The organism is Acinetobacter sp. CIP 102637, from assembly GCF_000368425.1.
Lineage (GTDB): Bacteria > Pseudomonadota > Gammaproteobacteria > Pseudomonadales > Moraxellaceae > Acinetobacter > Acinetobacter parvus.
The window spans coordinates 406,196-426,690 of record NZ_KB849434.1 but is presented as its reverse complement, the minus strand read 5'-3'; the positions used below and the strand labels follow the sequence as shown (position 1 = coordinate 426,690).

Genomic DNA, 20,495 nt, shown 5'->3' with positions numbered 1-20,495 from the left:
ATAGCAATGCACTTGCATACAGGCAACCACATTGCAACCACAAAAAATATTTTTATCAATCAACATCTTAGCAACTGCATCACATGATATTACACTGCAAAGCTGCTAAGAAGTTTAAAGGGAGTTTAAAGACTTTTTACAAGATTATTTATAGTTTTCATCTTGTAGCGCACACTCAAAGTTCTTGGCATCCTCACGACAGCGGAATTGCCATAACAATTTCATCATACGCTTGTCATAAATACCTTTTGCAGTCAGGTTGATACGCGCTTCACGCATCAGCTTTTGGTAGCCAGGCTTGTCAGCCGCAGGAACTTCCATCCAGTATTTTTGTGGAATATCCGCTTTCATCTTGCCAAGTATGCCAAAAGCACGTGGTAACTGTCCCTTGACCCATTCTCTTGATTTTTGACCAAAACCAGCAGGGAATTTCTCAGGATGAATAATCAGGTTACCCGTCACCTGCAAGATTGGGTAATTGACAATTGCACCCTTAGTACCCAGACCTTTGTGAAGTTCTAAAGGCTTAAATGCTGCTGCTGGCGCACCAATGATATCAACCTGACCATTGTTGAATTTCGCACCAAAGTTGGTGATGTCAGAACTAACCGCCTGAGCACCCACCTGAGAAGCCATAATTTTTTGCGCTTCATCATAGTCCAGTACCGCAATTTTCTTACCTGCCGCTTTGGCGACAGTATTGATATTACGGTCATTAACCAGCAGATAAGCATCCCCAATCGGAATCACGCCCACAACCTCATATTTGCCATTCACCATGGCCTTGGCAAATGCTGGGCTTGCCAATCCCTGCATCACTTTTACCGCAAGTTTTAGGTCTGTGATCGCACCAATCGCATCCAATGAGCCTGTAAACTGGTTAAACTGGCGACCACGCATGCCTGTGATGCTGACCCCATCACATTTACCTGCCTTGAAATCTTCCGCTATCACTGCTTCATTGGTGCCCACTTTCAACTCAATGTCCGCACCCCAGGTTTTTGCGGCAAGCTGATAGTCTTTCATCAGTGCATAGACATCGCCACTTTTACCGACAATGTCAAATACACAAATGGTCTGTTTTGCCTGAGCGCCCGCAGATACCGCAGCAATACCTGTCGCCAGTAGGAGTGTTTTAAACCATTGCATCTTATTTTTTCCTTTGCATCCATGGTGATTGTTGTTACATAACATTCAACACTAAAAAGTGCGTTATATCTTTCCAATATCTTCAAATGAACAATAGATTTGAAAATAGCCATCATTGCTTTTGATGGCTTTAATATATTCTTAAATCTTCTCTATTCCATTTGATTTCTTATGTCTCTGTATAATCATAATCTTAGCAGCTAAAGACAATGACTTAAATGACAATGCATAAAAAACAAAAAGCCTAGATAAATCTAGGCTTTAAGTGTTTACTTTAGCAATTACTGATTATTCACCAGGTAAAGCACATTCAAAGTTCGCCTTATCTACTGAACAACGAGCTTTCTTCAATACAGACATCATGCCTGCATCGTAAATACCACGTTTAGTTAAGTCCATACGACCATCACGCATTAATTTTTGATATTTTAATTTGTCTTCAGCAGTTAAGTTCATTTTGTATTTTGCTGGGATTTCAGCTTCATAACGTTTGATCATTGCGAAAGATTTTGGAAGTTGCTTCACAAAATAATCACGCGATTTTTGACCAAAACCAGCTGGGAATTTTTCTGGGCGTAACACAAGATCCGCAGTTACTTGTAATACTGGGAAGTTAAACATCGCACCGTTAGCACCTAAACCTTTGCTCAACTCTAATGGCTTATATGCATAAGCAGGAGCGCCTACCATATCTACTTGTCCGTTGTTAAATTTAGCAGCAAAGTTAGAAATATCAGAAAGTACAGCTTGTGCACCTACGCGTTGTACCATAATTTTTTGCGCGTCGTCATGACCCAATACCGCGAATTTTTTACCCGCTGCTTTTTCGATTGAGCTAATGCTCTTATCACGCACGAAAATATAAGCCGCACCTAATGGAGCAATACCACCAATTTCGTATTTATTACCACCAAGATTGGTGGTCATTTTTGCTGCATTACGTGCATCCAGTACATAGGTAATCGCACGTTGAGCAATCTCATTACTTGGCGCACCGCCTAAAGAGTCAATAGAACCCGCAAACTTGTTGTACGGACGTGCACGCATTGCTGTCATTGCTACAGCATCACATTTACCCGCCTTAAAGTTGTTGTCCGCCACCTGTTCATCAGTAATTGCCTGAAGGTTAACGTCAGCACCCCAGCTTTTTGCAGCCAGTGCCCAGTCCTGCATCATTTTGTATGATTCACCTGACTTTCCTAATAAGTCGAATACACACACATCAACTGCTGCCTGAGTAGAGGCAGATACACCTAAGATTGAAGTTGCTGCAATAGCTAACGCAATTTTTTTCATATTTTTCATCCTTTCACAAACTTTATGTTTGTTTCCTTGTTCGAAGCAAATATTAATCATGTTTATTGAAAAAAAATAGAGCTCGTACTCTATTTTTATATCAATATTGTTTATTTTTTGTCCTGCTTTATCTTATTCACTTATTTCCATGGGTAAATTTGTTATAAGCCGCACAATTTTTTTTAAATTGATAATTTTTACAAGTCTTATTCACCACTGAGTGAACACTCAAAATTGGTCCGCTCCACCGTACAGCGTGCACGCTTCAGCACGTTCATCATGCTGGCATCGTACACTCCCTGTCTGGTCAAATTCATGCGTCCATCACGCAGTAGTTTCTGATAGCGGATCTTGTCTTCATTGGACAGGGTGATTCTTCTGGCATCCATGCCAGCCTCTAGACGATGTACTGTTGCGAAGTTGCCTGGTAATTTGTTGATGAACCATTGGCGTGACTGGGTACCAAAATTTGCAGGGAATTTTCCAGGCTTGATAATTAAGTCGCCTGTGATGTTCACAACTGGAAAATTAAATAATGCACCATTTGCCAATCCCTTGCTAATTTCCAAGGGTTTATAGGCATAGGCAGGTGCGGCAATCACATCAACCTGTCCACTATTAAACTTTTTCACAAAATCTGAAATATCAGAGGGTACAGCAACAAGATTTATGCTTTCAACAATCGTCTTTTGTGCCTGGTCATAGTGGAGGTAGGCGAATTTTTTGCCTTTGGCCTTTTCAATGGTGTCAATATTTTTGTCCCGAACAAAGATATAGGCCAGTCCGACCTGAATAATCCCTGCAACCTCATGTTTCTCACCCCCAACTGACGCGGTTAGACGGTGCTTGTTGCGATTATCCAACACAAAGCTAATGGCTTTTTGGGCAATGGCATTACTGGTAACCGCGCCCACAGCATCAATTGAACCCGCAAACTTGTTGTATTTACGGGCACGCATGGAGGTCATATAGACACCGTCACACTTCCCTGCATCGAAATCCTGTTCTGCTTTTTTCTCATCCTGATAAGGAATCAGCTCTATATCACCCTGCCAGTTTTTGGCGGCCAGCTTCCATTCCTCGATCAGTTTGTAAGACTCTCCAGCCCTACCCAACAAATCGAATACGCAAATTTCTTGTTTTGCCTGTACAGGAGTAGTCATGACAAATAGAGTCGCAGCACTCAATGCCAAAAGTCCTTTTTTCATTTTGTTTTCCCTTATTTGCTGTTTTTGCATATTTTTCCACCAGCGAGAGACGAATATAGTCAGATCTTGACTAAAAGCCTAGTCCTTTTATTTACATACATCGGGTTTTATTGATTTTTAATAGCCCTCATCATATTTTACTCATTGATGAAATATCTATTTTCCCTATCAAATGATTTGTTCAAATCACCACACAATTCAATCTGGATTCAGATTTTTATTCACCTCCCAATGAACATTCAAAACGGGTTCTTTCCACTGAACAACGTGCCCGTTTCAAAACGCCCATCATCACTGGGTCATAAATACCATCTTTGGTAAAACGAATTCGTTGCTCCCTGAAAAGTTTTTCATAATTCTCAACCTCTTCCTTAGAAATCGAATATTTATATTTTGTTGGAATGGCATCCTCAAGCCGTTTAATAATGGCAAAACTTGTTGGAATTTGTTGTATAAACCATTCCCGTGAATTCAGAGAGAAACCTGCGGGAAAAGATTTTGGGCGAATAATCAACTCAATCGTAATATTCACAACAGGAACGTTGTCAAACATTGCCCCTGTTGTTCGCAGTCCTTTCTCAATTTCCAGAGCTTTATAGGCCTCACCAGATTTTCCTAAAAAGTCAAAAACACAAATTATAGCGTCTGCGTTGGCCTGCATACTTGCCCCCAGCATCAGCATTGCCCCACGGCAAAAATCCCTTTCCTCATCCCTAATCCTGTCACTATACTTCTAATCTTGTTACTTACTTTTGCATTAAAACTCAATAATAATCTGATTTGCATCACAAAAATAGAGTAAAAACTCTATTTTTAATGATTGAATTGCTGGATTCAATCGAATTGATCTTTAGGGCAGATGGATTACGGTATTTAGATTTCATAACACACTCGACAAGGTTTGAAGCCAGAATATAATTTATGAATGAATATTGAATGGCTACCAGATAAAAATTTGCTTTCATGCACGTTCACCTTAAAATGCAGCCAACTCTTTGTAATTTTGCATGCTCATGATCCAGTTTGACCAAGTTTCATTGCGCCGTGGTGGGCGAGTCCTCTTTCAGAAAGCATCAATGCAGCTCCATCCTGGCTGGAAAATTGGCCTTACAGGCGTGAATGGTGCGGGTAAATCGACTTTGTTTGCCGCATTTCTGGGTGGCTTGGTTGCAGATGAAGGGAATCTAACTCGTCCAGCAGTTTGGACTGTGGCACACATGGCTCAGGAAATTAAAGCCTTAGAAATGCCAGCGATTGACTTTGTTTTATCTGGTGACGAAGAATATTGGGACATTCAAGAAAAATTAGCACATCCAGATCAACTGAGTAATGATGATTTAGCCAAATTGCATGGTCGTTTTGATGAAATTCATGGCTATGCAGCACCTGCGAAAGCAGCCCAATTAATGGCAGGTTTAGGATTTCTTGATCATCAAATCCGTTTAAATGTGGCAAGCTTCTCTGGTGGTTGGCGGATGCGTTTAAATCTTGCACGCACCTTAATGAGCCGTTCAGACTTACTATTATTAGATGAGCCAACGAACCATTTAGACTTAGATGCTATTTTATGGCTAGAAGATTGGCTCAAAGCCTATGAAGGAACGCTGGTGCTGATTTCACATGACCGTGATTTTCTCGATGCCATTACAGATCATATTCTTCATATTGAAAATCAGGAATTGACGTTATATACAGGCAACTACTCCACCTTTGAAACGACACGTAGCGAACGCTTGGCACAACAGCAACAGGCTTTTGAGAAACAACAGGAAACACGCGCACATATTCAAAAATATATTGACCGCTTTAAAGCCCAAGCAACTAAGGCTCGCCAAGCGCAAAGCCGTATCAAACAGTTGGAACGCATGCAACAGCTTGCGCCTGCGCATGTGGATACGCCATTTACCTTTAGTTTTCGTGAACCCACGAAAATGAGTTCACCCTTGCTGAGTTTAGATGCAGCGACCATTGGTTATGGCGATAAAGTGATTGCTGAAAAAATTCGCCTGCAAATCACACCAAGTTCTCGGATTGGTTTACTGGGGATGAACGGCGCGGGTAAATCAACCCTGATCAAAACATTGGTGGGTGATTTACCGCTCTTGGCAGGCGAGCGCAAAGCCTCTGAACTCTTGAACATCGGTTATTTTGCCCAACATCAAATGGATGCACTGGATGCCAATGCCAGCCCAATGCTGCAATTGGCCCGCATTGCAGATAAACAAATCAGTGAAGCTTCCTTGCGCGCTTTTTTGGGTGGGTTTGGCTTTAGTGGCGAGCGTATGGACACCGCATGCGAGAGCTTTTCAGGTGGTGAACGTGCACGTCTGGCATTGGCCCTGATTGTATGGCAACGCCCAAATGTGTTGATTCTGGACGAACCCACCAACCATCTGGACCTCGATATGCGTCATGCATTAAGCATGGCTTTACAGGATTTTGAAGGCGCAGTGGTTCTGGTTTCGCATGAACGCCAGTTGATCGCCAGTGTCTGTGATGACCTGTTACTAGTCCATGCAGGTCGATGTACAGAATTTGAAGGCGATTTACAGGATTATGCCAAATGGTTGCGTGAGGCGCGTCAGCAGCAGATCAATGCCCAAAATGCCCTACAGCAGCAAAGCAGCAATACACCATTATCAACAGCAAAGGTGGATAAGGAAGCCCAGCGCAAAGAGGCTGCCCGTCGCCGTGAACTGACTCGCCCGATTCGTAAGAACATTGAAAAGGTTGAGGGACAGATTGACAATATTCAACCACGCTTGGCAGCAATTGAACAGGCTCTGGCAGAGAGCGCATTATATGAAGCCCAACGCAAAGATGAGTTGATCAAACTGATGAATGAGCAAAATGATTTAAAGGCAAAATTGGAACAATTCGAAGAACAGCTTTTAGAATTGATGATGGAGCTGGAAGAACTAGAAAGTTCATTCGAAACCTAAAAACTAAAAAAATATCAGCCTAACTGGCCAACATCGTCTGGTTAGGTTGGCGCTACTTAAACACCAATAAACATGCCATGCAACCACCAATAATTTCAGCTAAGCTGGAACTGGAATTTGCCCTTAAAATTGAGCTTTGGGTTCAGGCTCACTATATAGTCAAACTACTTTATTATTCATACAGGATTCGAAAAAAACTCGAAATAACTCATCGACTGAGTTGTATTAGTTTTATAATGATTTGACTATATACGTTTCTTCCATTCAACAATGGTATTTTTATTAATTTCAAATTGTGCAGCTACCGCTCGAATAGAATAACCTTCCTCAAGCTTAGCTAAAATTTTACGTCTAAAATGTTCTGAATAACTCATTGCACCATTGTATTGGTTTTATAATGATTTGACTATAAGCCACAAACCTCTCAATAATTTCCAATAAAACAAAAGAATCAAAGACGGGGCTAAAATGATTAGCCCCGCCTTTAAAATAAATTTGAAAAATGCCTAACTTACTTAAGCATCAATATCGGCATTCAACGCATTTTCCTCAATGAATGCACGACGTGGTTCCACGTCATCGCCCATGAGGCATGAGAACATACGGTCTGCCTCAATCGCATCATCAATGGTGACCTGCAACATATTGCGGTTTTCAGGGTCCATTGTAGTTTCCCAAAGCTGCTCGGCATTCATCTCACCCAGACCTTTATAACGCTGGATCATCATGCCACGGCGTGAGTCCTGCAAAATATGCTGCCATACCTGATGGAAACTGTTGACCTGAATACGGCGCTCACCTTTTTGCAGGTAAGCCCCCTCCTCAAGCAACTTGAACCAGCTCTTGGCATTTTTCAGCAAACGTGCATATTCAGCAGAATTGAGCAGACCTGCATCCAGCAAATAGGCATGTGGCAAGTTATGTACATATACCGTGACACGTGGCCAGTAGTGTGCCGATTTTTCACCTAGGGAGTTTTCACGTTCAAATGATTCCAAGGTAATTTCAGGGCGCAAACTTGGCTGTAGTTTTTCAATTGCCACACGCAATTGCTCAGCCCATGATTCGACATAGTCACGCTCATGGTTGTGGTCAGCCTTAAATGCCTCCAGCTCAAGCAGGGCATCCAGCAGGCTTGCAGGATAACGCTGAGTCAGGCGCTGCAAGCTCTTCTGTGACACCTGATAATCCGCAATCACACTCGCCAATGCCGCACCTGTAATTGCAGGTGCTTCCGCACTGATATGCAAGGCAAGCTCATCAATCGCGTTGGAGATCAAAAACTCTTCCAGTGCATCATTGTCCTTGATGTATTGTTCGTGCTTGCCTTTCTTCAATTTGTACAGTGGTGGCTGGGCAATATAGATATAACCACGCTCAACCAGCTCTGGCATTTGACGGAAAAAGAACGTCAACAACAAGGTACGGATGTGTGAACCATCCACGTCCGCATCAGTCATGATGATGATTTTATGATAACGTAACTTATCTGGATTATATTCTTCACGCCCGATGCCACAGCCTAAAGCCGTAATTAGCGTCCCGACTTCCTGACTGGAAATCATCTTGTCAAAGCGGGCACGCTCAACGTTGAGGATTTTACCTTTCAACGGCAAAATCGCCTGCATCTTACGGTTACGACCCTGCTTGGCACTTCCACCCGCAGAGTCACCCTCGACCAGATACAGTTCAGACAAGGCTGGATCTTTTTCCTGACAGTCCGCCAATTTTCCTGGCAAACCCGCAATATCCAGCGCACTCTTACGGCGGGTCATTTCACGGGCCTTACGCGCCGCATCACGGGCACGCGCTGCATCAATGATCTTACCTGCAATCGATTTCGCTGCTTGTGGATTTTCCAGTAAATAAGCAGAAAACTCTTTGTTCATGGCCTGCTCTACCGCAGGTTTTACTTCACTCGAAACCAATTTTTCTTTGGTTTGCGATGAGAATTTTGGATCTGGCACTTTCACTGAAATAATTGCAGTTAAGCCTTCACGCGCATCATCACCTGTAACAGCAACTTTTTCTTTCTTTAAAATATTTTCACTTTCAAGATACTGGTTCAAACCACGGGTTAACGCCGCACGAAAACCTGCAAGGTGTGTACCACCATCTTTCTGTGGAATGTTGTTGGTAAAGCAGCGTACATTTTCCTGATAGCTGTCATTCCACTGCAAGGCAACTTCGACGGTAATCCCGTTTTCAGCATCAGCCGTGAAATGAAAAATATCATTCAGATGGGTCTTGCCTTCGTTAATGTATTTAACGAATTCAGACAGGCCACCCTCATAATCGTAGACGTGTTCAAAGTTGATCCGTTCATCACGTAATACAATTTTCACACCCGCATTAAGGAAAGATAACTCACGCAAACGACGAGCTAAAATATCTACATTGAAAATCGTTTGGCTAAATGTGAGTTCACTTGGCCAGAAACGTACAACTGTACCTGTACGCTCTGTTTCACCCACCACCTTTAATGGATATTGTGAATCACCATGCTGATATTCTTGCTCGTGAATTTGACCCGCACGATAAATCGTCAACTGTAGTTTTTTCGACAAGGCGTTGACAACCGACACTCCTACACCATGCAAACCACCCGACACCTTATAGCTGTTATCATCGAACTTACCGCCCGCATGCAGGATAGTCAGGATCACTTCTGCCGCAGACACGCCCTCTTCAGGGTGTATGTCGGTTGGAATACCACGTCCGTTATCCGACACGCTGACCGATTCATCCTCATGGATGGTCACCAGAATCTCGTCACAATGACCCGCCAGGGCTTCATCAATGGCATTATCCACCACCTCAAACACCATATGGTGCAGACCAGTACCATCATCGGTGTCACCGATATACATCCCAGGACGTTTACGAACCGCATCTAATCCACGTAATACTTTAATACTAGAGGAATCATAAGCCTTTTCATTTGTTTGTTCTGTTTGAGAGACTGATTGAGACTCTGAACTCATGGTTACTCCCTAGTAATATTGATCTATTTGAAGATGAGAAAATAAAATTATGGTGCAGCAAGACTGACTTGACCGTGAACAACATGGAATAATTGAAAAGGAATCGACAAATCATGTAAGTGTTTTAATACCGACGCATGTTCCAGGGTGGTCATAAAAACCTGACTTCCCAGCTGACTCAGTCGCTCAATTAAACGCTGTTGTGCGGCTACATCCAACTCTGCTGTCAGATCATCCAATAATACCACAGTTTCCTTGTTGCTCGCATGCAGCATTGCAATTTGTGACAGTTTTAATGCCATGATTAACAACTTTTTTTGCCCACGGGACAATACATCCGCAGCATCACTGCGCAGGGCATCGCCACCCGTTTTTAAACGCAGGTCGGCACGGTGTGGACCATACTCAGTATAGCGCCGTTCCAGGTCTTTTTGATGCTGCTGCACCAGATCGTGTAGCAGTCCCTGCTCGGTATGAAAACCTGGATTGTATTCCAGCACAATCTCCAGATCAGGCAACAACTGCTTTAAATCTTCCTGAAAAAAATAGTTCCATTGCTCCACAATGCTGACCCGTTGTGAATTCAAAATTTCACCATAGTCACTCAGCATCTTGTTCCATGGTTCCAAATCAGCCAAGGTCAAGTTACGCCGTGACTTCAGCAGACTGTTCCGCTGCTTTAATGCACGTGAATAATATTGCCAGGCAAAATAGAACTCAGGTTCCACGTGGAACATCAACCAGTCCAGCAGTTGCCGCCTTGGTTTAGCTCCATGATCAATGATATCTGTACTTTGTGGGTCAATATGCTGCAAAGGCAGCAGTTTTGCCAACTGCCCCTGCGTGGCAATGGTATCACCATTGACCTTGATCAACTGCTCACCAGAAGCCAGCTTTTGCATACCAATCCGTTCACTGGCGGATTGGGCAAAAACAAGCGCATCGTCTGCATTGTACTGAATGTAATGTTTTGGTATATGGGTACGGAATGATCGGCCTGTCGCCAATAAATGAATGGCTTCCAGAACTGAAGTTTTTCCAGAACCATTTGCGCCGTAAAAAATATTAAACGGTTGCAACTCGCCGAGTGCAACCGCCTTTAAATTACGTACACGTTCGATATTTAAACGCGTGATTTGCATGTTTTAAAACTCAAACCATCAATCGCAATTAAACCCGCATCGGCATTACGACATAGGTTTGGTCTGGATGGGCTGGGTCTTGCACCAACACCGACTGATTGGCTTCGGTCATGCTCATCTTGACATCATCACCATCCAGCACACTCAGGACATCTAAAATATATTGTGCATTAAATGACATTTCCAGCGGCGCATCCTGATATTGAATGACCAGATCTTCACTGGCCTCATCCTGCTCAGGGTTATTGGCACGCAACTGCAAGGTATCCTGGCTAAAATTCAGGAAAACCCCACGCAGCTTCTCATTACTCAGAATCGCCACACGTTGCAGTGAATGTTTAAACAGATCATGGGCAATCAGCACATGCTTATCACCACCACGCGGAATCACACGGCGATAATCTGGGAACTTGCCATCAATCAGCTTGGTGGTAAAACGAACAGTGATATCACCCTGCTCCTTATCACGGCTTGGCGTATTGATGGTGATATTTAACAGTTCACGGCCAATCAACAAGGTCAGTTGCTCATCCTCAATGCTGAGTAAACGCTGTAATTCACCAACCGCCTTACGCGGAACAATCGCTTGAATCGATGCAGATGCTGTCGATGAAGCCGACACTTCACACAATGCCAAACGGTGACCGTCTGTTGTGACTGTACGCAATTGATTTTGATCAATTTCCAACAATGTACCCGTCAGATAGAAACGAACATCCTGAACCGCCATGGCGAAAGAGGTTTTTTCAAACAATCTTTTTAATTCACGCTGTGTGACCTGCACCTGTGTACCCTGACTGTTTTCAGTCGTCAGTAATGGATAATCCTCGGCAGGAAGCGTACCCAGAACAAAGCGGCTATTGCCTGATTTCAGGATACAACGCTGGTCTTCAGTAATTTGTAGGTCAATCAAGGCTGCTGTCGGGAGGGATTTACAAATTTCGACCAGTTTACGTGCTGGAACAGTCGTTTCGCCAGCCTGCAAACAGGCACCCTCAGCCAGCGTGGTGCTTGCCACCAGTTCAACTTCCAAATCAGAACCCGTAATGGTTAAAGCCTGTTGAGTGGTTTGAATTTTGACATTAGAAAGAATATTCAAGGTGTGACGACGCTCAACCGCCCCCACCACATGCGATAAAACATTGAGTAAACTTTCTTTAGCGATTTTCAAACGCACGATTTATTCCTCTTACAACAGAAGCCGATATGAATGTTAGCAGTGTACTATGCTGCACTTAAAAGCAGTTTGCAACTCTGAAAAATGAATTAACTTTGTAAAAGACGCAGCAGGTTTTTATAGTCTTCATTAAAAATTGGATCTTGCTCACGTAGGCTAGCCACTTTTTCACAGGCATGCATCACGGTACTGTGGTCACGCCCACCAAATGCCATACCAATCTCTGGAAAACTGTCGCCTGTCAGTTCACGCGCCAACCCCATTGCCAACTGGCGTGGGCGTGCATAGATACGAGTACGTTTTGGCCCCACCAGTTCCTTGAGTGGAATACGGAAATATTCACTGACCACACGCTGAATGTTTTCCACACTGATGGTACGGGCACGAATTGCCAACACATCTTTCAAGGACTCACGCACCACATCCAGATCAATGGCTGTCCCCTTGAAACGGGAAATGGCCACCACCTTATTCAGTGCCCCCTCAAGCTCACGCACATTGGCAACCACTTGCTGGGCAATAAACAGGGCACAGTTGCGGGGTAAATCGACACCACTGTTTTCAGCTTTCTTCAATAGAATTTCAATACGGGTTTCAATATCTGGTGGTTCAACCCCCACCGACAATCCCCATGAAAAACGAGAGACCAAACGCGGATCAAGCTCAGTTAATTCTTTTGGATAACGGTCAGATGTTAAAATAATTTGTTTAGATTCATCGAGTAAAGCATTAAAAGTATAGAAAAACTCGACCAAACTCGCCTCTTTACCTGCGAGTAAATGAATATCATCGACCAACAACAAATCTAAAGAACGACAATTTTTCTTAAATTCTTCGACCTTACCTTTTTGTAGTGAACTGACAAAATCCTGTACAAAACTTTCCGAGGTCATATACATCACACGCGCATTTGGCTTGGCTTGTAACAGCGCATTTCCGACAGCTTGCATCAAGTGTGTTTTACCCAAACCTGTTGGACCATATAAAAATAAAGGATTGTGCTGAGACGCACCAAGCTGGGTCAAAACCTTGCGGCAGGTTTCCGCAGCCATCTGGTTGGAACGGCCTTCCACAAACAGTGAAAAAGTAAATTGCGGGTTGAGCTGTCTTTTCTTTGGTGTTTTCGCTGTGTTTTGACTTGGCTGGACCAGATCAGGCTCTTTCTTGATACGTGTTGGAGTGGTCTGGGTATTTAAAGCGGCAGTCGTGGTTGCTGGCTGCTCACTGGAAGACAAAATCGTACCAGGGCGGGAATCAACCAGGATCTCAACCTGACGAATCCGCCCTTCAGACAACTGTTCCGCCAAAATTGAAATGAGTTCCAGATGATTATCTTGAATATAGCGTGTCCAATAAGGGTTAGGTGCGTATAAACGCATGACTCCATCAACCTCTTCGGCAACCAAAGGACGAATCCACATCGCAAAGACGTTATCAGAGAGCTCTTGTCGCAAGCGAGTTAAGCAGTCTGTCCAGAGCATGTGCATCCCCTATCTATCCATTTTAAATTCAAAAATAAAACCGTTACCCTCATCTTTCAAAGGGGTCGCCATTCTAACCAAGTTATCCACATCTGTCAGGACAATTTATGAGACTTTCGCTGAAAAAGACAGCATTTGTTTATAAATTTAAATTCAAAACCGCATGTGTATAACTTTTTGCACAAGCTGTGGATAATTTTAAGCTCAAAGTTATCCACAAACTATATTATTGATAAAAACATGCTTATCCACAGCATAAATTTATGTTTATTCAAAAAAAAACACCACTTTCCACAGAATAAATCGACACTAATAAGAATAAATTTAAATTTTAAAATTTGAATTTACTTATAAGGTTTACCTGTTTTGTGGATAACTGAGCATATCGAAATTTAAATTCAAAATCCAAGAATTAAATTTAAATTAGAAAGCGGGTTGTTGATAAACCTGTTTGTAAACTAGGAAAATAAACGAATGCTGATATAATTTAACCAGATAGCTTGTGTATATTTTTTATTTTCAATAAAAGCATGTAACTGCATGCAGGTTTATTGCTTCAAAACAGAACAAACAAAATGTAAAGTTTTTGATTTTCCATTGACAGCGTAAACATTGCACAATAAAATCGCGGACCTTTATAGAAAGATCATTTTGGGAGTTTCGATATGAAACGTACTTTCCAACCATCTGAATTAAAGCGTAAACGCGTTCATGGTTTCCGCGCTCGTATGGCTACTAAAGCAGGTCGTCAAGTTTTAGCTCGTCGTCGTGCAAAAGGTCGTCATAGCTTAACTGTTTAATACTGTTAAGCTGACCAGATTTGGGTGATGGCACTTTACAGTTTCGGCATTGAATCTCGTATTCGTTGTGCTGCAGATTATAAAAGTGTGTTTGATGGTGCACTTTTTAAAGTGCACCAGCCCCATTTCCTTTTTTTAGCAAAATTAACCGAACAGCCAAATAGCCGTTTGGGTATTGTCGTTGCTAAAAAGAAAGTACGTCGTGCTCATGAACGAAATCGAATAAAACGTCTTGCTCGGGAGAGCTTTCGCTTACACAAAGTGCAATTTAATGCTGATATCGATATTGTGGTAATGCCTAAAGTTGGTATAGAAGCAATCGCAAATCAAGAATTACATCAACAATTAGAGTTTGCTTGGCAAAAATTACAACGCTTAGCAAAAAAGCATTCAAAAGCTGTTATAACATCTTCACAAAATTAGAGATCTCCAATGGTACAATTACTACATTGGTTGATAAGATGTTACCAGATTGCTATTAGTCCATTATTGGGTCCTCGTTGTCGCTATATTCCTACCTGCTCGCAATATGCGATTGAAGCATTGCAAACACACGGTGCGGTCAAAGGTGTCTGGTTATCGACTAAACGAATTTGCCGTTGTCATCCTTGGGGCGGCTCAGGCTACGATCCAGTACCACGCAAAGCACTTCGTTTTATTTCGTTTCATCAAATAGATTCTCAAATGCATCACGTTGCTGTACCCTTTCGTGATCGTTTATTCAAGCAAAATCTCTCTAACCATTTGGGATTATAGATATGCAACAATGGGCCAGATTTGCAATTCTTGGAGCCATGTTTGTTACCGCATATTTGCTTATTTTGGCTTGGCAAAAAGATTATGGTCATGCTGCACCAGCACCGCAACAACAAGCGGCTGCTGTGACTGCACATGAAGTATCTGCAGATTTGCCAAACGCTCAAAATGCAACAGCGGCTTCAGACTTGCCACAAGCAAATGTGACTGCATCACAAACCACAGAACATAATACATCTGTGAGTCAGCAACTGATTTCAGTACAAACTGATCTTTATCATCTGTGGATCAATCCAAAAGGTGGTGATATTGTCCGTATTGAATTGTTAAGCCATGATGAAAGCAAAGACAGCGATAAACCGTTTGTCATGCTGGAAAGCGATGCGAAACGTACCTACGTCGCTCAATCGGGGTTAATTGGTTTAAATGGACCAGATAGCAGCCGTGGCGGTCGTCCAATGTATGATGTTGAGAAAACAGCATACACCTTGGCAGATGCGAAAAGTGTAGCGTCGAAAGATGGTAAAACACATCAAGTATTGACTGTGCCGTTGGTATTTAAAACACCTGAAGGTGTGGAAGTGATTAAATCGTTCACTTTCACGCAAGGTGATTACCCAATTACTGTTAAACATCAAGTTGTTAACCGTAGCCAGCAAAACTGGCAAGGTCAAATGTTTGGTCAGCTGAAACGTGATAATTCTGATGATCCAGGGAAGTCTTCTCAAGGTATTTTCACACTAGGTACCTATCTAGGTGGAGCATGGGGTACACCTGAAGAGCCATATAATAAGTTAAAATTTGCCAATTTTAATGACGAAAAATTAAATGTTGAAGCCAAAGGCGGCTGGGTTGCCATGGTTCAGCATTATTTTGTGAGCGCATGGATTCCTGGGAATTTAAAACTCACTCAGGCCGATGGTCAGCCATATAATGCAAAATTAGAGTCACGTCAGTCTACGGACGGCATGAATATCATAGGCTTCACCTCTCCAGTGATCAATGTACCTGCAGGTACTTCAATGGAAGTGGATGCTAAACTGTATTCAGGTCCAAAAATCCAATCTGAACTCAAAGACTTGGCTGCTGGTTTAAACCAAACTGTTGATTACGGTTGGTTATGGCCAATTGCGAAATTATTGTTCTTGGGCTTGCAATTCTTCCATAACATTATTGGTAACTGGGGCTGGTCAATTATCTTATTGACGATCTTGGTGAAGTTGATTTTATGGCCACTTTCTTCAAAAAGTTATCGTTCGATGGCGAAAATGCGTGTGATTGCACCAGAAATGCAACGCATGAAAGAAGAATTTGGTGAAGACCGCATGCGTTTCTCACAAGAAATGATGGCGCTCTATAAGCGTGAACAGGTTAACCCTCTGTCTGGTTGCTTGCCATTGCTATTGCAAATGCCAATTTTCCTAGCCTTGTATTGGGTATTGATGGAATCGGTTGAACTGCGTCATGCACCGTGGTTAGGTTGGATTCAAGATTTATCTGCGATGGATCCATGGTTTATCTTGCCGTTGATCATGGGTGTCACCATGTATGTTCAGCAGATGCTTAACCCACAACCAACGGATCCAATGCAGGCAAAAGTATTCCGTATCATGCCAATCATGTTTACGGTATTCATGTTGTTCTTCCCTGCGGGCTTAGTGCTTTACTGGATCGTCAACAATAGTATTACCATTTTGCAACAATGGTTTATTAACAAAAGCGTCGAAAAAGACCGTCTCAACAAGGTTGAGCCGAGCGCTTAAGTCCGAACTTTTACTGAATAAATCCGCTTAAGATGGTAATCTTGGGCGGATTTTTCTTTGTCTGTATTTAGGGTTCCTGTTTTATAACCCTTGTGTTTTTTAGGTGAATTTAACATGCAACATCAAACCACAATTGCTGCGATAGCTACCCCATTAGGTCGTGGTGGTGTGGGCGTGATTCGACTTTCTGGACCAAAAGCTTATGCGATTGCAGAACAGTTGACCCATAAACAATTACCTGCTCCACGTATGGCAGGTTTCCGTCAGTTTTGTGATGCCGATGGCTCAGTGATGGATGAGGGGATTGTGTTGTGTTTTCCAAACCCTCATTCGTTTACGGGCGAAGATGTGGTGGAATTACAGGGGCATGGTGGCCCTGTTATCCAAAATGCTTTGCTGGCACGTTTGCTCGATCTGGGCGCGAGTGCTGCAAAAGCGGGTGAGTTTTCTATGCGTGCCTTTGAAAATGGCAAAATGGATTTAGTACAAGCAGAAGCAATTGCCGATTTGATTGATGCCACTTCACAGGCGGCAGCACGTTCTGCCGTTCGCTCTTTGCAAGGTGTATTCTCAACCAAAATTAATACAGTTTTAGAAAAACTCATTCACTTACGTTTGCATGTTGAAGCTGCGATTGATTTCCCTGAAGAAGAAATTGATTTCCTTGCTGATGGCAAGATTTTGGCTTTGTTGGATGAGGTACAGGACTCAGTTCAAGCGGTACAGCAGTCTGCTCGTCAAGGACAGCTATTACGTGAAGGTTTACAGGTGGTAATTGCGGGTAAACCAAATGCGGGTAAATCGAGCCTGTTAAACGCACTGGCGGGCCATGAACGTGCTATTGTGACGGATATTGCAGGCACCACCCGCGATGTGCTGCATGAAAAGATCAGTTTGAATGGTTTGCCGATCACCCTAACTGATACTGCTGGTTTACGTGAAACGGGCGATATCGTTGAGCAAGAAGGAATTCGTCGTGCGATCAAGGAAATTGAACAGGCGGATTTATTGCTGTTGGTGTATGACTTGAATCAAGGTGATGAGCCATTGCAATTAGCGCATGAATATTTTTCAGAGCATCTTGAGCCAAAACGTTTGCTATTGATTGGCAATAAATGCGATTTAACGGGGCAAGATGCTACATTAAGTGATTATCAAGGCTTCCGTCATATCAGTGTCTCCGCAAAACAAGATATGGGGGTTCAGGCACTCATAGAGGCGATTACAGCGCATGCGGGCTTCCAGCCTGAAGAAGACACCTTTATCGCCCGAACACGTCATTTAGATGCAATGAAGCGTACTCAGCGCTATTTGTCTGAAGCACGTGAGCAGTTAGTTGTTTTTAATGCAGGTGAACTGGTAGCTGAATCATTGCGACTGGCTCAAAATGCGTTGGGCGAAATTACTGGTGATTTCAGTGCTGATGATTTACTCGGAAAGATTTTTGGTTCATTCTGTATTGGAAAGTAATTTCAATTTGAGCCTATATTTTCATTCATTTAGCAATTAAAGCTGTTCTAGGCATTAAGCTATAGCTGAATACTTAATTTATCATCACAGCTAAAATCATAGGAAATGAGGTTTTAAAGATATTTCTATGTGCTAATATTTTTAGAATTTAGCTATATATCGACTTAATGGTTTATATATTTTTTTATTTAAACATACTTTAGTTGATATATAATTTATTCGATTTCATCACAGTAGAATAACATTTTGTTAATCTATTAAAAATTTAGAAGTTTATTATTAAAGAATATTATGTCATATCTAGTAAATAGCCTTGCTTTTGTTGTGATTGGAGGAGTGTTGATGAATTCCTCGTATGCAACTACAGAAGTGTATAAATGTACGGAAAAGGGCTCAATCATATATCAATCAAAGCCTTGCCAAGGTACGGGGCAAACAGTGGCGGATAAATTACAGCAGGAACAGCAGGCAAAAAAGAAGAGAATTGCTGAACTGCGTGAAAAAGAAGATAGATTACAGGAGCAGTTAAAACAGCAATCAAATAAAGACATGACTCTCATTAAAAAGATGAAGCACTTTAAAAATAAGATTTCTCGTTCGTGGGGAAATTTTAAAGATAGATTTACGGTTGATTCCTGAAAATATATGAATCTAATAAATAAGACCTATAATCACATGATGGGTATTAAATAATGATTATTATTTTTTATAATATAGCCAGAATTAACAACGAACAGCTTAGATAAATCATACTTATCTAAGCTGTTTAACTTTTAAGGCTCTTGTTGTTCAGTTTCTTCTTTCACCATATTTAGGGGTGTCATCACAACTGAGCTTTCAGGGCGATTGCCTTTTAACTTAATCTGTAGGCGTAACTCATTCACAGAATCGGCATTGCGCAATGCCTCATCGTAACTGATATCTCCCTCATTGTATAAATCAAACAGCGCTTGATCGAATGTTTGCATACCCAGTTCACGGGATTTGGTCATAATCTCTTTCAGGTTATGGAAGTGGCCTTTGAGAATATTTTCGGCAATCAAGGGGGTGTTGAGTAGAATTTCTACTGCTGCACGGCGGCCTTTACCATCCTGGGTGCGTACCAAACGCTGGGAAATAATGGCTTTCATGTTGGATGAAATATCCATCAGCAGTTGGTTACGACGTTCTTCAGGGAAGAAGTTGATAATACGGTCAAGGGCCTGGTTGGCATTATTGGCATGTAGCGTACCCAGGCAGAGATGCCCTGTTTCAGCAAAGGCAATCGCATGCTCCATGGTTTCGGTATCACGGATTTCACCAATTAGGATCACGTCAGGCGCCTGACGCAATGTATTTTTTAAGGCATGGTGCCAAGTATGGAGTCAACCCCAACTTCACGGTGGGTCACCATCGATTTTTTATGTTTATGCACATATTCCACTGGATCTTCAACGGTAATGATATGCCCTGCCGAGTTTTCGTTACGATGGTCAATCATTGCAGCCAAGGAGGTTGATTTTCCTGAGCCTGTACTTCCCACCACCAAGACCAGGCCACGCTTTTCCAGCATGACATTTTTAAGGGAGTCTGGAAGTTTCAGCTTTTGAAACGTTGGAATTTCGGAAGTAATGGTCCGAATCACCATCCCTGTCTGAAGTTGCTGTTTAAACACATTGACACGGAAGCGTGAAACGTTGGAAACATTGATGGCAAAATTACATTCCCACTCATTTTCAAATTCCTGCCGCTGCTTTTCATTCATCAGACTATAGGCAAACAACTTGGTTTTTTCCGCTGTTAGGGCCTGCTGCCCCAAAGGACGCATCAGGCCCTGCAATTTAATGCTTGGTGGAAAGTCTGCCGTAATGAATAAATCCGAGCCTCCATACTCCACCACCTTGGTGAGCATGTGAAACATAAAGGTTTTGGCTTCTTCTAGTAGTTCCGCGTTGTACATTGCTATACCTAAACTGGATAAAATTGAAAATACTCGGGTGATCTGGGCTTGAATCTCATTGTGCAAAAAACATCTCCCTGTTTCTTTAAAATGAGATTCCTTGAAAATAGGTTTTATCAAAACGAATTTTAAGCATCATTGTGAATCTGGATGTGACCCAATGCACGGTTGTGGTGGAATTATTCCAAAATTTAATGCGATGATCTACCTTATTCTGGTTTTATATTTATATGTCAACCTGGTGTGATATTTATTGTCAGTTTATTACCAAACTGGAATGTGTATTAAGGAGTTTCTTTGAGAATCAACGGAAGTGTTTCACGTTGAACACAGATACAACTGGGTCTTTGAATATGAAAATCTATGATTTTAGAATGAATGTTCCACG

General features: G+C 42.2%; 15 protein-coding genes and 2 pseudogenes. 7 read left to right on the top strand and 10 right to left on the bottom strand.

Annotation, left to right across the window (positions count from 1 at the left end; all coding sequences use genetic code 11):
• Nucleotides 1–144 precede the first annotated feature (144 nt).
• The 4 genes from F967_RS02430 to F967_RS02415 all read right to left on the bottom strand — a co-directional run bounded on the left by F967_RS02430 (nt 145) and on the right by F967_RS02415 (nt 4,329).
• The gene (locus F967_RS02430; RefSeq protein WP_004675452.1) at nt 145–1,149 is read right to left on the bottom strand and encodes a putative solute-binding protein; all 1,005 of its coding nucleotides are present in this window, start codon (nt 1,147–1,149) and stop codon (nt 145–147) included.
• A 288-nt stretch (nt 1,150–1,437) separates the two neighbouring features.
• Nucleotides 1,438–2,445: a putative solute-binding protein gene (locus F967_RS02425; RefSeq protein ID WP_004797956.1), complete on the bottom strand. Its 1,008-nt coding sequence runs from the start codon at nt 2,443–2,445 to the stop codon at nt 1,438–1,440.
• A 206-nt stretch (nt 2,446–2,651) separates the two neighbouring features.
• Entirely contained in the window at nt 2,652–3,653 is a 1,002-nt protein-coding gene (locus F967_RS02420; RefSeq protein ID WP_004797954.1) for a putative solute-binding protein, read from the bottom strand.
• Between the two features lie 217 nt (nt 3,654–3,870).
• Entirely contained in the window at nt 3,871–4,329 is a 459-nt protein-coding gene (locus F967_RS02415) for a putative solute-binding protein (RefSeq protein ID WP_004675447.1), read from the bottom strand.
• 337 nt (nt 4,330–4,666) lie between these two features.
• On the opposite strand from F967_RS02415, the gene F967_RS02410 reads away from it, so the two are divergent.
• Nucleotides 4,667–6,595 (top strand): ATP-binding cassette domain-containing protein, encoded by a 1,929-nt coding sequence (locus F967_RS02410; protein WP_004797944.1) that lies wholly within the window; start codon nt 4,667–4,669, stop codon nt 6,593–6,595.
• A 248-nt stretch (nt 6,596–6,843) separates the two neighbouring features.
• Here the strand turns inward: F967_RS02410 and F967_RS02405 are convergent.
• From F967_RS02405 to dnaA, 5 genes and pseudogenes are all read right to left on the bottom strand, one after another.
• Nucleotides 6,844–6,969 (bottom strand): annotated as a pseudogene (locus F967_RS02405) (transposase); the annotation flags it as partial.
• A gap of 141 nt (nt 6,970–7,110) precedes the next feature.
• Nucleotides 7,111–9,579: a DNA topoisomerase (ATP-hydrolyzing) subunit B gene (gene gyrB, locus F967_RS02400; RefSeq protein ID WP_004797942.1), complete on the bottom strand. Its 2,469-nt coding sequence runs from the start codon at nt 9,577–9,579 to the stop codon at nt 7,111–7,113.
• Nucleotides 9,580–9,626: 47 nt separating this feature from the next.
• A complete protein-coding gene (gene recF, locus F967_RS02395) occupies nt 9,627–10,721 on the bottom strand; it encodes a DNA replication/repair protein RecF (protein ID WP_004797940.1) in 1,095 nt (364 codons plus the stop codon).
• A gap of 28 nt (nt 10,722–10,749) precedes the next feature.
• Nucleotides 10,750–11,898, bottom strand: coding sequence for a DNA polymerase III subunit beta (dnaN, locus tag F967_RS02390; protein ID WP_004797939.1), 1,149 nt, complete (start codon nt 11,896–11,898; stop codon nt 10,750–10,752).
• An 89-nt stretch (nt 11,899–11,987) separates the two neighbouring features.
• Nucleotides 11,988–13,379 (bottom strand): chromosomal replication initiator protein DnaA, encoded by a 1,392-nt coding sequence (gene dnaA, locus F967_RS02385; RefSeq protein WP_004675436.1) that lies wholly within the window; start codon nt 13,377–13,379, stop codon nt 11,988–11,990.
• 665 nt (nt 13,380–14,044) lie between these two features.
• Here dnaA and rpmH point away from each other — a divergent pair.
• The 6 genes from rpmH (at nt 14,045) to F967_RS02355 (ending at nt 18,807) form a co-directional block, all read left to right on the top strand.
• On the top strand, nt 14,045–14,179 hold the full coding sequence (rpmH, locus tag F967_RS02380; RefSeq protein ID WP_000831329.1) for a 50S ribosomal protein L34: 135 nt from the start codon (nt 14,045–14,047) through the stop codon (nt 14,177–14,179).
• A 27-nt stretch (nt 14,180–14,206) separates the two neighbouring features.
• A complete protein-coding gene (rnpA, locus tag F967_RS02375; RefSeq protein ID WP_004675434.1) occupies nt 14,207–14,602 on the top strand; it encodes a ribonuclease P protein component in 396 nt (131 codons plus the stop codon).
• 9 nt (nt 14,603–14,611) lie between these two features.
• On the top strand, nt 14,612–14,935 hold the full coding sequence (gene yidD / locus F967_RS02370) for a membrane protein insertion efficiency factor YidD (RefSeq protein WP_004675433.1): 324 nt from the start codon (nt 14,612–14,614) through the stop codon (nt 14,933–14,935).
• Between the two features lie 2 nt (nt 14,936–14,937).
• Nucleotides 14,938–16,698, top strand: coding sequence for a membrane protein insertase YidC (gene yidC / locus F967_RS02365; protein WP_004683887.1), 1,761 nt, complete (start codon nt 14,938–14,940; stop codon nt 16,696–16,698).
• 114 nt (nt 16,699–16,812) lie between these two features.
• On the top strand, nt 16,813–18,168 hold the full coding sequence (gene mnmE / locus F967_RS02360) for a tRNA uridine-5-carboxymethylaminomethyl(34) synthesis GTPase MnmE (RefSeq protein WP_004797936.1): 1,356 nt from the start codon (nt 16,813–16,815) through the stop codon (nt 18,166–18,168).
• 291 nt (nt 18,169–18,459) lie between these two features.
• A complete protein-coding gene (locus F967_RS02355) occupies nt 18,460–18,807 on the top strand; it encodes a hypothetical protein (RefSeq protein WP_155756391.1) in 348 nt (115 codons plus the stop codon).
• Nucleotides 18,808–18,941: 134 nt separating this feature from the next.
• On the opposite strand, the pseudogene F967_RS02350 reads toward F967_RS02355, so the two are convergent.
• A pseudogene (locus F967_RS02350) lies at nt 18,942–20,107 on the bottom strand (PilT/PilU family type 4a pilus ATPase).
• Between the last annotated feature and the right edge of the window lie 388 nt (nt 20,108–20,495).

Bases quoted from the DNA above. Each gene is read 5' to 3' on its own strand.
- yidD (WP_004675433.1), top strand. From the start codon at position 14,612: ATGGTACAATTACTACATTGGTTGATAAGATGTTACCAGATTGCTATT.
- rpmH (WP_000831329.1), top strand. From the start codon at position 14,045: ATGAAACGTACTTTCCAACCATCTGAATTAAAGCGTAAACGCGTTCAT.
- recF (WP_004797940.1), bottom strand. From the start codon at position 10,721: ATGCAAATCACGCGTTTAAATATCGAACGTGTACGTAATTTAAAGGCG.
- gyrB (WP_004797942.1), bottom strand. From the start codon at position 9,579: ATGAGTTCAGAGTCTCAATCAGTCTCTCAAACAGAACAAACAAATGAA.
- F967_RS02415 (WP_004675447.1), bottom strand. From the start codon at position 4,329: ATGCTGGGGGCAAGTATGCAGGCCAACGCAGACGCTATAATTTGTGTT.
- rnpA (WP_004675434.1), top strand. From the start codon at position 14,207: ATGGCACTTTACAGTTTCGGCATTGAATCTCGTATTCGTTGTGCTGCA.
- F967_RS02425 (WP_004797956.1), bottom strand. From the start codon at position 2,445: ATGAAAAAAATTGCGTTAGCTATTGCAGCAACTTCAATCTTAGGTGTA.
- F967_RS02430 (WP_004675452.1), bottom strand. From the start codon at position 1,149: ATGCAATGGTTTAAAACACTCCTACTGGCGACAGGTATTGCTGCGGTA.
- F967_RS02410 (WP_004797944.1), top strand. From the start codon at position 4,667: ATGATCCAGTTTGACCAAGTTTCATTGCGCCGTGGTGGGCGAGTCCTC.
- F967_RS02420 (WP_004797954.1), bottom strand. From the start codon at position 3,653: ATGAAAAAAGGACTTTTGGCATTGAGTGCTGCGACTCTATTTGTCATG.
- mnmE (WP_004797936.1), top strand. From the start codon at position 16,813: ATGCAACATCAAACCACAATTGCTGCGATAGCTACCCCATTAGGTCGT.
- F967_RS02355 (WP_155756391.1), top strand. From the start codon at position 18,460: ATGTCATATCTAGTAAATAGCCTTGCTTTTGTTGTGATTGGAGGAGTG.
- yidC (WP_004683887.1), top strand. From the start codon at position 14,938: ATGCAACAATGGGCCAGATTTGCAATTCTTGGAGCCATGTTTGTTACC.
- dnaA (WP_004675436.1), bottom strand. From the start codon at position 13,379: ATGCTCTGGACAGACTGCTTAACTCGCTTGCGACAAGAGCTCTCTGAT.